Source organism: Bradyrhizobium sp. AUGA SZCCT0105 (assembly GCF_018129565.1).
Lineage (GTDB): Bacteria > Pseudomonadota > Alphaproteobacteria > Rhizobiales > Xanthobacteraceae > Bradyrhizobium.
In genome coordinates this window covers 588,985-602,453 of record NZ_JAFCMK010000001.1, presented here as the reverse complement: position 1 = coordinate 602,453, position 13,469 = coordinate 588,985, and the positions used below count along the sequence as shown (strand labels likewise).

10 protein-coding genes are annotated in these 13,469 nt (G+C 63.0%); 6 read left to right on the top strand and 4 right to left on the bottom strand.

Annotated features, from left to right (window positions below):
* Positions 1-136: 136 nt before the first annotated feature.
* Positions 137-715, top strand: a complete 579-nt coding sequence (locus JQ573_RS02835) for a BA14K family protein (protein ID WP_212317578.1) — start codon at positions 137-139, stop codon at positions 713-715.
* Between the two features lie 110 nt (positions 716-825).
* On the opposite strand, the gene JQ573_RS02830 is transcribed toward JQ573_RS02835, so the two are convergent.
* Complete coding sequence (locus JQ573_RS02830) at positions 826-1,722, bottom strand: DMT family transporter (RefSeq protein ID WP_212317579.1); 897 nt, start codon at positions 1,720-1,722, stop codon at positions 826-828.
* Between the two features lie 180 nt (positions 1,723-1,902).
* Between JQ573_RS02830 and JQ573_RS02825 the strand changes: the two genes are divergently transcribed.
* Together JQ573_RS02825 and JQ573_RS02820 are read left to right on the top strand one after the other, a co-directional pair.
* Entirely contained in the window at positions 1,903-2,307 is a 405-nt protein-coding gene (locus JQ573_RS02825; protein ID WP_092113679.1) for a response regulator, read from the top strand.
* A 19-nt stretch (positions 2,308-2,326) separates the two neighbouring features.
* On the top strand, positions 2,327-4,564 hold the full coding sequence (locus JQ573_RS02820) for a CHASE3 domain-containing protein (protein ID WP_212317580.1): 2,238 nt from the start codon (positions 2,327-2,329) through the stop codon (positions 4,562-4,564).
* Positions 4,565-4,570: 6 nt separating this feature from the next.
* On the opposite strand, the gene JQ573_RS02815 is transcribed toward JQ573_RS02820, so the two are convergent.
* Positions 4,571-5,464: a DMT family transporter gene (locus JQ573_RS02815; protein WP_212317581.1), complete on the bottom strand. Its 894-nt coding sequence runs from the start codon at positions 5,462-5,464 to the stop codon at positions 4,571-4,573.
* An 845-nt stretch (positions 5,465-6,309) separates the two neighbouring features.
* Between JQ573_RS02815 and JQ573_RS02810 the strand changes: the two genes are divergently transcribed.
* The 3 genes from JQ573_RS02810 (at position 6,310) to JQ573_RS02800 (ending at position 12,452) form a co-directional block, all read left to right on the top strand.
* The gene (locus tag JQ573_RS02810) at positions 6,310-10,083 is read left to right on the top strand and encodes a vitamin B12-dependent ribonucleotide reductase (protein WP_212317582.1); all 3,774 of its coding nucleotides are present in this window, start codon (positions 6,310-6,312) and stop codon (positions 10,081-10,083) included.
* Between the two features lie 379 nt (positions 10,084-10,462).
* Positions 10,463-12,037, top strand: coding sequence for an AIPR family protein (locus tag JQ573_RS02805; RefSeq protein ID WP_212317583.1), 1,575 nt, complete (start codon positions 10,463-10,465; stop codon positions 12,035-12,037).
* A gap of 229 nt (positions 12,038-12,266) precedes the next feature.
* Positions 12,267-12,452, top strand: coding sequence for a hypothetical protein (locus tag JQ573_RS02800; protein ID WP_212317584.1), 186 nt, complete (start codon positions 12,267-12,269; stop codon positions 12,450-12,452).
* Between the two features lie 65 nt (positions 12,453-12,517).
* Here the strand turns inward: JQ573_RS02800 and JQ573_RS02795 are convergent, their stop codons facing one another.
* Both JQ573_RS02795 and JQ573_RS02790 read right to left on the bottom strand, forming a co-directional pair.
* Positions 12,518-12,814, bottom strand: a complete 297-nt coding sequence (locus JQ573_RS02795; RefSeq protein WP_249131196.1) for a lysozyme inhibitor LprI family protein — start codon at positions 12,812-12,814, stop codon at positions 12,518-12,520.
* Between the two features lie 309 nt (positions 12,815-13,123).
* Positions 13,124-13,396 (bottom strand): DUF2312 domain-containing protein, encoded by a 273-nt coding sequence (locus tag JQ573_RS02790; protein WP_106322595.1) that lies wholly within the window; start codon positions 13,394-13,396, stop codon positions 13,124-13,126.
* Between the last annotated feature and the right edge of the window lie 73 nt (positions 13,397-13,469).

The window sequence follows — 13,469 nt, the reverse complement described above, 5'->3', positions numbered from 1 at the left end:
CGCGGTCACGAGGAGTTTTGTTCACCCGCCATACATGCGCCGCCGCTCAAGCAAAGATGACGGACAATCAATGTCGAGCGCAGGAACGTCCGACCGCAGAGATGGTTAGACATTGTCCGATTTAATGGAGTCCAAAATGATCAATATGAAGGTTCTGAGCACCGCCGCGGCGCTGGCGCTTGCGCTGCCGTTGGCTGTGGCGCCGACCATCTCATTCGCCCAGTCTGCCGCACAGATGGGCGCAATGGGCGGTGGCGGCGGTGGTGCGCGCGGCGGCGGCGGTGGCGGTGGCCATGTCGGCGGCGGCGGTGGTGGCTTTGGCGGCGGCCGTGGTGCTGCGATGGGCGGTGGCGGCGGCTGGCATGGCGGTGGTGGCGGCGGCCAGTGGGCCGGCGGCGGTGGCGGCGGTGGTTGGCGCGGCGGCGGTGGCGGCTGGCACGGCGGTTATCACCGTGGCGGCGGCGGCTTTTGGCCGGGCGCGGTTGCGGGCGCAGTCGTCGGCGGAGCGCTCGCCTCGGGCGCGTATTACAGCGGTTATGGCCCCGGATACGGCTACTATGACGACAGCTACGGCTATTACGACGACAGTGCGCCTGTCGCCGTGGAAGTCGCCCCGGGCGGCGACGCAAGCTACTGTGCGCAGCGCTACAGGTCCTACGACCCGGGTTCGGGCACCTATCTCGGCTTTGACGGCCTGCGGCACCCCTGCCCGTAACGGCCTCAATGCCGGCGAGAGCGTTTTCAAGCGAAGTGGTCCCCGGTTCGCGTGAAGAAAACGCGTAAAAACAAAAATCCAGGGAAGGGCGGCGGCAGCGCCGCCCTTTTTCATGTCCGCAACGCCACCGCGACGGCCGCGAACGTCACAACGAGCGCCGCGATGTCGCTCGGGCTGAGCGGCTCGCGCAGCATGGCCGCCGCCGCCAGCACACCCACGACGGGCACCAGCAGCGTGCCGATCGACGCGGTCGCCGCCGGCAGCCGCTCCAGCGCCGCGAACCAGCAGACATAGCAAAGGCAGAACTGGATCAGCGTCATGTAGAGCATCGACGCCCAGCCGAACTGCGACAGCGCCGCAAGCTGCGGCTGCTCGATCAGGACGCCGGCGATCGCGATCGGCACGCAGCCGATCGCGAGCTGCCAGGCCGCGAGCGACAGCGGCGGCATTGCGAGCTTGAAGAATTTGGTCAGCACCGTGCCAAACCCGACGCAGAGCGCGCCGGCGAGCGCGAACAGGATGCCCGGCAACTTGCCGAGGCTTGCGTCAAGACCGCCACCGCCGATCAGTGCGGCGATCCCGACGAGCGCCACGCCAAGCGCGAGCGCACGCGGCAGCGACACGCGCTCGCCGAGCACCGGCCAGGCGACCAGCGCGACCCACACCGGAATCGAGATCCCGAGCACGGCCGCCTCGCTGGCCCGCAGCCAGATCAGCGCCAGCCCCATCGACGCGACCCAGCCGCCGATCGACAGCGTCGACACCAGCGCAAGCCGCAACCACATGCCGTCAGGGACGCGCAACGGCTGTCCGCGTGCGACCGCCACCAGAGCGAGTGCGATCGCGCCGACCACGCCGCAGAGCCCGCGCGACGACAGCGGCGGCCACTCCGTGAGCAGGAACTTCATGATCGGGAAATTGAGACCCCAGCCGGTCGATGCGACCACCAGGAATGCGAGACCGAGCGGTGACAGCGGGGCGCGGCCGGCGACTGGAACTGCGGTCATGGACCCGTCGTAATGTGGGCGGACAAATACAAGTGATGGTGTCAGGGCTAGCTGGAAATCTGCTTGTCAGCAAACAGCATATGCATTCTATGATACAGACTTTCCGTCCAGGTTCCGCCTTAATCGGCAGACGGGCCAAGCGAGTCGACGGCACGCGAGGCCGCAGGAAGAGGATGCATCGTGCCGAGCGTTCTCGTGGTCGATGACGACCCGATGGTGTGTGTCGCCATCGAGGTGTGTTTGCAGCGCCAGGGCTTCGACGTCACCGTCGCGGATGGCGGTGAAGCGGGCATGCGCGCGCTGGACAAGGCGTCGTTCGACGTCATGCTGGTCGACGTCTTCATGCCGCATATGCGCGGTTTCGAGGCGATCCGCGTCTTCCACGAGCGCGCGCCCCATATTCCCGTGATCGCGATGTCCGGCTATGCCTTCGCCAATGCCGACCGTGCGCCGGATTTCCTGCGGATGACGATCGAGCTCGGCGCGTCAGCCTGCCTGCGCAAGCCGTTTACCCCGCAGGCGCTGATTGCCGCCGTTAACGAATGTCTTGCGAAGTCCGCTCCTTCTGCTCGTCTTTCCAAATAATTGCTCGTACTAATCGTCGATGGCTTCCCAGCGTCTCATCCTCGGCAGCGGCCTTGCGATCCTCCTCGTCATCAGCGCGGCGTCGATCGGGCTGGATGTCAAGTCGCGCAGCGAGATTGATTCGGTCGATCACGCACTCGGCATCCTCAAGCGCATTTCGGATGCGCGTTCGCTGCCGCGCGGCGTCGAGAGCGCGGCGCGCGGGTTCGCGCTGACGGGCGATGCCTCCTTCGCCGACGAGTTTCGCGAGCAGAGCACCGCCCTCACCGCCGCCTTCGACGATTTGATGGCTGCGGTGAAGTCGGCCCCGGACGAGGCGCAGCTGATCGCGGGCACCAAGGGACAGGTCGAGCGCGCCGTTGCGCTCGGTGCCGAACTGATCAGGTTGCGCACGGCGGGCGACACGGCCGCCGCAGCGGCACTGATCTCCGCGGGCGAGAGCCGCGCGCTGATGGACAGTGTCGGTGCGGCACTCGACCGCCTGGTCACCGAAGAGCGCCGCCTGCTCGGGATTCGCACCGAACAGTCGAAGACCAATGGCCGGCTGTTGCTGGCGGTCGACCTTGCCGGCGTGGTGATGATCCTGCTGCTCGCGGTCGCGCTGACGCTGGCGGCCCGGCGCGCCAGCCGCGAACTGCAGGGCGCGCTCAGCGCGACCAAGGCGACCAATCTGTCGCTCGAGGGCAAGGTGGCCGAACGCACCAAGGATCTCGGCGCCGCGCTCGAAGGGCTCCGCCGTTCCACCTCGGTGATGGAAACCACGTTCCGCAGCATGGCGGAGGCGGTGCTGGTGATCGACGGCGGCGGCGCCGTGCTGCTCTCGAACCCGGCCGCCGAGAAGATGCTGCGCTACAAGCCGGGCATGACTGTCCGCGAGCTGCGCGCCATGAGCAACGTGTTCCAGGCCGACGGCGTCACGCCGATGCTGGCCAACGACATGCCCTCGGCCAAGGCGCTGCGCGGCGAGGAGTTCGACGGGCTGGAATTCGTCGCCCGGCCGGTGCGCGGCGCGTCGGAGATTCACCTCGTGGTGTCGGGCCGGCCGCTGCGCGACGGCGACAACACCATCACCGGCGCGGCGCTGATCTATCACGACATCACCGCCTCGCGTGAAACCGAGCACAAGCTGCAGCAGGCGCAGAAGCTCGACGCCATCGGCAAGCTGACCGGCGGCGTCGCGCACGACTTCAACAACATGCTGACGGTCATCACCGGCACCACCGAGACGCTGGTCGACAGCCTGCGCAGCCAGCCGAAGCTTGCGCAAACCGCCGAGCTGATCGACCGCGCCGCCGAGCGGTGCCGCGAGCTGATCCAGCATCTGCTCGCCTTCGCCCGCCGCCAGCCGCTGGAGCCGCGCACCGTCGACATCAACGGCACCGTGGTCGATATCGCCAAGCTGCTGCGGCCGACGCTGGGCGAGCAGATCGAGATTGATCAGGTGCTCGCGCCAGATGTCGCCAGCGTCCATATCGATCCGTCGCAGCTTGCCAACTCGCTGCTCAACATGGCGATCAACTCCCGCGACGCGATGCCGAACGGCGGCAAGCTGCTGTTCGAGACCAGCAACATTGTGCTCGACGACGCTTATGCGGCTGTTAATCCCGACATCACGCCGGGCCGTTACGTGCTGCTCGCGGTCAGCGACACCGGCACCGGCATGTCGCACGCCGTGCAGGACAAGGTGTTCGAGCCGTTCTTCACCACCAAGGAGGTCGGCAAGGGCTCCGGCCTCGGCATGAGCATGGTGTACGGCTTCGTCAAGCAGTCCGGCGGCCACATCAAGATCTACAGCGAGGAAGGCCACGGCACCACGATCAAGCTCTATCTGCCGCCTGCCCGCGGCCAGGCCGAGGTGGAGGTAGCAGCGCCGGAGCCGCCGCGGCGCGGCAGCGAAGTCATCCTGGTCGTGGAAGACGATCAGCTGGTGCGCAACTACGTGGTCACGCAGCTTGGCGCCCTCGGCTACAAGACCATTGCAGTGCCCGACGCCCGCGCCGCGCTGGCGCTGGTCGACAAGGGCGAGAAGTTCGACCTCTTGTTCACCGACGTCATCATGCCCGGCGGCATGAACGGCCGGCAGCTCGCCGACGAAGTGGCAAAACGGCGGCCCGGCATGAAGGTGCTCTACACCTCGGGCTATACCGAGAACGCGATCGTGCATCACGGCCGCCTCGACGAAGGCGTGCTGCTGCTGGCAAAGCCCTATCGCAAGGCGCAGCTCGCCAGCATGCTGCAGCAGGCGTTGGGCGAGTGATCAGCGCTACCTTGTCGCCAACGCGACGCCGGCCAGCGTGAACAGCAGCGCTGTGATCTGGGTCGGCCCGAGCGGCTCGTGCAGTGCGACGGCGGAGGCGATCACGCCGATCACCGGTACCGCCATGGTGCCGATCGCCGCCACCGAGGCCGGCAGGCGGGCAAGCGCGGCAAACCACGCGACATAGGCGACGCAGAACTGGATCAGCGTCGAATAGACCAAGAGCCACCAGCCGACCGTCGTGACGCGATCGAGATGCGTGGTCTCGATCATGAGGCCGATGATCGCGATCGGCACGCAACCGAGGCCGATCTGCCAGGCCGCGGCCGGGATCGGCGGCATCACCAGCGGATATTTCTTCGCCAGCACCGTGCCGAGCGCAAAGCCGAACGCGCCGCCGAGCGCCATGATGATTCCCGGCAGCTTGTCCTTGCTCGCGGAAATCCCGTTGCCGCCCATGATCGCGGCAAGCCCCGCGAACGCCATCACCAGCGCAATGGTCCGCAACAGCGTCGGCCGCTCGCCGAGCACCGGCCAGGCCAGCAGCGAGGCCCAGACCGGCATGGTGTAGGCGATCAATGCGGTCTCGCTCGCCGGCAGCCACAAGAGCGCGAGCCCCATCAGCACCATCCAGCCGGAGACGTTGAGCGCCGCATACAGCACGAGGCGCGGCCACAGCCTTGCCTCGACATGCAGGCTCTGGGCGCGGAGCAGCGCCAGCGCCGCCAGCAGCACGGCGCCGATCACGCCGGTGATGCCGCGCAGGGTCAGAGGCGGCAGCTCGCTGAGCAGGAACTTGGTGGACGGCCAGTTGAACCCCCAGCCCACCGAGGTGATGGCGAGGAACATCAGGCCGGCGGGCGCAAGGCGCGGCCGCGCTTGAGGCTTCTGGTCTGTCATGGAACCCGGCAAGGGTGTGAAGAGCAAAGGTATGAAGAGGAGTGAGTCGGCCGCACCTTGCCCGCGATTTTGTCGCCCGACCATCACGGCTCTGACATGCCTGATCCGTACTTTGCCCGTAGGGCTACGTGAGTCCTGAAATTTCAATCCGCCACCGCGAATAAATAGTTCGCCTGTGAACAGCGGGGCGAAACTCCAATCCACAGGCGGAGCGAATTTTTTTGGCTTGGGAATCCCTGAGGACTCACCGATAGTTGGCTCGATCACAGGCGCGGCACCGCCCCCTGTTATCCCCCTCCGTCCACCATATTTAGTGTTTGATTCAGAAACTCGTACTAGTCCTTGACGGGCGCAACGGACATGGCCTAGCTTTCAACCTGTTCGGCGCGAGTGTGTTTGGGTCCCCGCCGGTCGCTCCCACAAGGGTTCCAAAATGACCACTCCGCCAGGCCTTTGGGCCGCGGGTGAAGGGCTTGTCTGCCCTGATTTTGGGCCGGGTCTTTTGGGCCAGGTTGGGAACGACAAACGGGCCGAGAAGGACCCGGAAACAGAGGCCGTAACCGGCCCGCAAGAAGCGTACGCGTGACGTGTCGCGTGAGCGTTTGGGGCGTTGAATGCATGACCCGGAGGACCCGACCAGTCGGGCGCCGCCGCGGGATCATGCCGCCGCTGGGCCGGGTCAAACCGGCGTCTGGCGGATGAGAGAAAACAGGCCGGATCCACCGGCTGAGCTGCGGATGACGGGAGGCGTGCTGACGCGTTTTCCCTCAAGTCCGCGAACAGATAACATTCCGGCAACCTGCGAATAACGTGGGACCGGGCAGAAGAAGAGACGGGGCTCGACCATGCGAATCGAACGACGCAACACCACCAGCGGACAATCTCCCTATGCCGGGATCAATTTCCGCCTGACCACATCTGAGATCCGCAACCCGGACGGCTCGGTCGTGTTCCGTGCCGAGAACGTCGAGGTTCCGGAGTTCTGGTCGCAGGTCGCCTCCGACGTGCTGGCGCAGAAGTATTTCCGCAAAGCCGGCGTTGCCGCGCGCCTGAAGAAGGTCCAGGAAGAGACCGTGCCGTCGTGGCTGTGGCGCTCGGTGCCGGACACCGAGGCGCTTAGCCTGCTGCCCGAGAACGAGCGCATCGTCGGTGAGACCTCTGCCAAGCAGGTGTTCGATCGCCTCGCCGGCTGCTGGACCTATTGGGGCTGGAAGGGCGGCTACTTCTCCACGGAAGAAGATGCCCTCGCCTTCTTCGACGAGCTTCGCTTCCAACTGGCAAAACAGATGGTCGCGCCGAACTCTCCGCAGTGGTTCAACACCGGGCTCCATTGGGCCTATGGCGTCGATGGTCCCGGCCAGGGCCACTATTACGTCGACTGGAAGACCGGCAAACTGACAAAATCGAAGTCGGCCTATGAGCATCCGCAGCCGCATGCCTGCTTCATCCAGGGCGTCGGCGACGACCTCGTCAACGAGGGCGGCATCATGGACCTCTGGGTGCGCGAGGCGCGCCTGTTCAAGTACGGCTCCGGCACCGGCTCCAACTTCTCCAGCCTGCGCGGCGAAGGCGAAAAGCTCTCCGGCGGCGGCCGCTCGTCGGGCCTGATGAGCTTCCTCAAGATCGGCGACCGCGCCGCGGGCGCGATCAAGTCGGGCGGCACCACCCGCCGCGCCGCCAAGATGGTCGTGGTCGATGCCGATCACCCCGATATCGAGACCTATATCGACTGGAAGGTGAAGGAGGAGCAGAAGGTCGCAGCGCTCGTCACCGGCTCCAAGATCAACCAGAAGCACCTCAAGGCCGTGATGAAGGCCTGCGTGAACTGCGAAGGCAGTGGCGACGACTGCTTCGATCCCGAGAAGAACCCGGCGCTCCGCCGCGAGATCAAGCTCGCCCGCCGCAGCCTCGTGCCCGACAACTACATCAAGCGCGTCATCCAGTTCGCCAAGCAGGGCTACAAGGACATCTCGTTCGACATCTACGACACCGACTGGGATTCCGAGGCCTACCTCACCGTCTCCGGCCAGAACTCCAACAACTCGGTGTCGCTGAAGGATGACTTCCTGCGCGCGGTCGAGACCGATGGCGACTGGAACCTGATCGGCCGCACCACCAAGAAGGTGACCAAGACGCTGAAGGCGCGCGACCTCTGGGAGAAGATCGGTTACGCCGCCTGGGCCTCCGCCGATCCCGGCCTGCACTTCAACACCACGATGAACGACTGGCACACCTGCAAGGCGTCCGGCGACATCCGCGCCTCCAATCCGTGCTCGGAATACATGTTCCTGGACGACACGGCGTGCAACCTCGCCTCCGCCAATTTGCTGACGTTCTACAGCTCGACCACCAAGCGGTTCGACATCGAGTCCTACGAGCACCTCTGCCGGCTCTGGACCATCGTGCTCGAAATCTCCGTCATGATGGCTCAGTTCCCGTCGAAGGCGATCGCCGAGCTGTCCTACGAGTTCCGCACCCTCGGCCTCGGCTTTGCAAATATCGGCGGCCTGCTGATGACCATGGGCCTGCCCTATGACTCGAAGGAAGGCCGTTCGCTGTGCGGCGCGCTGACCGCGGTCATGACCGGCATCTCCTACAAGACCTCGGCCGAGATGGCGGCCGAGCTCGGCACCTTCCCGGGCTACAAGAAGAACGCGGCGCACATGCTGCGCGTGATCCGCAACCACCGCCGCGCCGCCCACGGTGAAAGCCGCGGCTATGAGGCGCTCGCCGTCAATCCGGTGGCGCTCGACCACGAATCGTGCCCGCAGGCCGACATCGTCGCGCATGCCAAGCTGGCGTGGGACGACGCCCTCGCCCTCGGCGAGGTCAACGGCTATCGCAACGCGCAAGTGACGGTGGTGGCGCCGACCGGCACCATTGGCCTGGTGATGGATTGCGACACCACCGGCATCGAGCCTGATTTTGCGCTGGTGAAGTTCAAGAAGCTCGCCGGCGGCGGCTACTTCAAGATCATCAACCAGGCGGTGCCGGCCGCCTTGCGCGCGCTCGGCTATCGCGAGAGCGAGATCGCGGAGATCGAGGCCTACGCCGTCGGCCACGGCTCGCTGTCGAATGCGCCGGGCATCAACGCCACGACGCTGAAGGCAAAAGGCTTCACCGATGAAGCCATTGCCAAGGTCGAGAAGGCACTGCCGACCGCGTTCGACATCAAGTTCGCCTTCAACAAGTGGACGTTTGGCGAAGACTTCATTCGCGACACGCTCGGCATCGGCGCGGAGGCCATTGCTGCGCCGGGCTTCGACCTGCTCGCGGCGGTCGGCTTCTCCAAGCGCGAGATCGAGGCCGCCAACGTCCACATCTGCGGCGCGATGACGGTGGAAGGCGCTCCGCATCTGAAGGCCGAACACTACCCCGTGTTCGACTGCGCCAATCCCTGCGGCAAAATTGGAAAACGCTACCTCTCGGTCGAGAGCCACATCCGAATGATGGCGGCCTCGCAGCCGTTCATCTCGGGCGCGATCTCCAAGACCATCAACATGCCGAACGACGCCACGGTGGAGGACTGCAAGTCCGCCTACCTGCTGTCGTGGAAGCTGGCGCTGAAGGCCAACGCGCTGTACCGCGACGGCTCAAAGCTGTCGCAGCCGCTCAACTCGCAGCTCATCTCCGACGATGAGGACGAGGACGATGCGGTGGAAGCGCTCTACGAGAAGCCGATGGCGGCGCGTGCCGCCCAGGTCTCGGAGAAGATCGTCGAGAAGCTGGTCGAGCGCATCATCGTGATGCGCGAGCGCGAGAAGATGCCGGATCGCCGCAAGGGTTACACCCAGAAGGCGGTGGTCGGCGGCCACAAGGTCTATCTCCGTACCGGCGAATATGACGACGGCCGGCTCGGCGAGATCTTCATCGACATGCACAAGGAAGGCGCGGCGCTGCGCTCCTTCATCAACAACTTCGCAATCGCGGTCTCGCTCGGCCTGCAATACGGCGTGCCGCTGGAAGAATATGTCGACGCCTTCACCTTCACCCGCTTCGAGCCCGCAGGCCCCGTCCAGGGCAACGACTCGATCAAGTACGCGACCTCGATCCTCGACTATGTCTTCCGCGAGCTCGCGGTGAGCTATATGAGCCGCTTCGACCTCGCCCATGTCGATCCGAACGAAAGTGGCTTCGACGCGCTCGGCAAGGGCGTCGAGGAAGGCAAGGAGCCGGATGAGGCCCCGACCCACCAGGCGACCAAGTACGTGTCGAAGGGCCTGACCCGTTCGCGCACCGACAACCTCGTCGTCATGCGCGGCGGCTCGGCCGCAGTCAGCGGCAACGCCGACAACGCCCCCGCCGGCGGCAGCCGCGTCACCGCGCTCGCCTCCCACGGCGCGACCGCCCGCGGCGCCTCCGACACCATCGAAGGCGCGGTCGCCCTGAAGCAGGAAGTCAGCCACGACCTCTCTCCGACCGAGAAGCTCGAGGCCTTGAACTGGAGCAAGCCCGGCACCGCCGCAGCCGCCGCCCCAAGCAAGGCGGAGCGTCGTGCCGAGGCAAAGGCCAAGGGCTATGAGGGCGAGATGTGCTCGGAGTGCGGCAATTTTACCCTCGTGCGGAACGGGACCTGTATGAAGTGCGATACTTGCGGGTCCACGACGGGGTGTTCGTGAGGCGGTAGACCACTACAATCGTCATGCGCGGGTTTAACCCGGGCATCCAGGAAGGGCGGCCGAAAGGTCGCCCTTTTTGCTGCGCCCTAGGCGTCGCCACGCGACCGCCAAATGCTTCGACATGCCGACCAAACTTGCATCAGCGTATTCGCCAGCTACGCGGGAAGGAATTCTCTGTGGGACCAAGAAGAACAAATTAAGAACAATCTCAGATGCTGGAGAATAGTTGCGGAAATCTGTGTGCGGCGGCAGCGAGTACTGGCGTGTTGCAGTATTCTGAAGAGATATGATTCGGGACTACGCCAATGCACTAGACAGCAACATACCAATGGCGACGATACGTGGGCACGTTTGACGCGGGTCGTTGGCTAGGAGGTTCATGAGTCGTCCAAATCTTAAGGTTATAAACGGCAGTTCGCGTTCTCCAAGTCGCCTAGATTGGGCAACCGTCGAACAAGCCATAACGCAAAGCGGCAGCGATTGCGAAGCAAGGACCCTTAAGTTCCAGCGACTTGTCCTGAAACAGTTGCTAGGCATCCTAGCTACGGATGCAGACCAGTATGTAACAGACGGAGGGGACGACTGCGGCATCGACTGCTTCGTAATCGACTACAACGACAACAAGATACATTTAATCTCTACCAAGACCGTCGAAGCGTACGACAAAGCAAACAAGAACTTCCCTGGCGTCGAAGTCTCCAAGTTGATTTGCTTTGTGAGAGACCTAGTTACTAGAGCTGACACTCTTCCAATCCGCTGCAACCCCCTTCTCCGAGCTAAGGTTACCGAAGCGTGGGACGCGATCGACAACGGCCGCGTGTTCCATATCTGCGTTCATGTCTGCTCTAACCAAAGCAATCTGATCGAGCGCGACTTTAGGTCACTTCAGGATGGATTAAACGAATTTAAGGCTACTGCTTTCGAGCATCCGTTGAGCCGCTTCTCAGATGATGTTTCAAAGAATTGGTCGCCCCCGACTTCAAAAGCCCTTCGGTTCATCGGCAAAGAACAGTTCGAGCACCATCAGCGGATCACGGATGGCAGCGAAGTTAAATCGCTCATAGGATCAGTCAGGGTTTCGGACCTTTACGAATTTCTTCGCAACGACCAGAATAACTTTGTCGACGACAGCCTGTTTCACGCGAATGTTCGCGGCCACCTAGGAATCCAAAATCCGGTAAATCGAGAAATTGCCGGCACGCTCCGGGACTCGAGCAAAGACTTCTTCTTTTTTCTCAACAACGGCATCACGATCGTTTGTGACAAGTACCTGTATCAATCCGGCGGCTTTCCGGTCACCCTGCATCGACCTCAGATCGTCAACGGCAGACAAACCGCTGAGACCGTATTTTCGGTTCATCGGCAAGGCGGCTCGGAGATCGATGACGTGACGATTTTCGTTCGCATCATCGAAACATCACGGCCCTCCTTAATCGAGGAAATTTCGGTTGCTACTAACAGCCAATCTCGAATTGGCGCGAGAGACCTTCGTGCAAATCATTCAGTCGCCCGAAAGCTCGGCGCGGGCTTGTATCGCCTAGGATATTACTATGTCCGAAAGCGCGGAGAGGTTTCGACTCTACCTCCCGAGAAGACGATTGATGCCCTAAAGGCTGGGCAGTTGATCCTCGCATATCTAAAAGGACTTCCGGAGAAGGCAAAGACCGACACGACGTCGATGTTTGCCGAGTCATTTGAGGATGTATTCGACACAAGCCTGGTTACTCCCGAGCTATTGGTGACAGCCCACCAGATTTTCCTAGACATCGAACAGGAGAAGCACCGTGCCATGATCACGATGCGCAAATCGGGACTTTCCGCCACGAGCATCGAACATTGGGTGGTCGAAGGATCGTTTCACGTCCTCTACTGTGTTGGTTTATTTGCCAAGAAGCGACAATTGGATTTGGCGAATTACGCGGCTTGCGCTCCCCTTGTGGAGGAGCAAGCGTAGGGCGGATTAGCCGAAGGCGTAATCCGCCGCTTCGCTGGTAACATCGCGGCGGGTTACGCTTCGCTAACCCGCCCTACTCGCTGTCTGCAATTCGCCCTTCAAGGAGCATGGCATTATCTTGTCATCGATTGCTGACCTTTGATGCTCGGCGACCTGCCGTTGCGACCTGCTATGATGGCAGCTCACCTGTGTGATTCAGCACTGGCCGCTCGCAACTCTACGAGGAACAATGTCCCAGCCTTTCAAAGTCGGCGATCTCGTCAGGAAGCGTGCCGGTTATGAGTATCCTGGCATTATCGTTTCAGTTTTCACGACGCGCGCCGGTGCAGTGCGTTACGTCGTTGAGGCCGATCATCCCGGATTTGCCGGGATGCTCCATATTTTCAATGGCGAGCAACTGGAGCCTCGCGCCTGACTTTCGCAACGCTTCGTCGCGCGCCTCGTCACGTTCGCCGATTACCCGTCGCGACATCATGCGACCTACTGGCCGGCACGCTGTTCAAGAAGCAGCGTGCGGTCGGCGATGTCTTTCAATTCGAACGCCTGGGAGTCGAGGAACGCGACGGACCCGTTGTCGGGGTCCGCGGCGAGGCGGTGGGTTTCACCCAGATGATGCTTGAGCCAGGCCCGCTGCTCGGTCTGCAATTGCGCGTGCGCCTCGCCCTTCGACTTTGCGAGCAGCGCTTGATAAGCGGCGTTGAGCCTGATGTCCCACTGCGCGATGGCAGCCTTGCCGCAATCGAGCATCTTGGTTGACACCCCTTCGGCCTTGTCCATGCACGCATCATACTCGGTGCCTTGCTGCGCGCGCGCCGACAAAGTCCCGAGCACGAGCGTAGCTGCAACAATGACTAGCCTTTGCGAAAGCATGACCACGTCCAAAACACTCCACCCGCATTTCCGAGCAAGCGTAGGGCGGATTAGCCCACCGGGTCCGCGCGAAGCGCGGCCCGATGACAGGCTCCGGCGTAATCCGCCGCTTCGCCGGCAACAGTCGCGGCGGGTTACGCGGAGCCTGTCATCGGGCCGCCCTGCGGGCGGACCCGTTGGCTAACTCGCCCTACGCAACGATGCGCTTCCCGGACATTACGCCGCCTTCGCAGTCTTGTCTTCTGCCGGCGCGGTTTCCATCGCGCGCATGTAGAGATCGAGCAGGGATTCACGCTCGTCGCGCTCGTCCTGGTCCTGCTTGCGCAGCTTGATGATCTCCTTGAGAATCTTCACGTCGAAACCTTCGCCCTTCGCCTCCGAGAAGACTTCCTTCTTCTGCTCGCTCAGTTCCGCCATTTCAGTGTCAAGGTTCTCGATCCGCTCGACGAAGGAACGAATTTTTCCGCCGGGAATGGTGATGTCAGACATGGTGCCTCTTTGCTGAATGAGGTCGTGAAAATGAAAGCAAAGAGATGACCAATGTCTTAAGCATGCGCAGGAC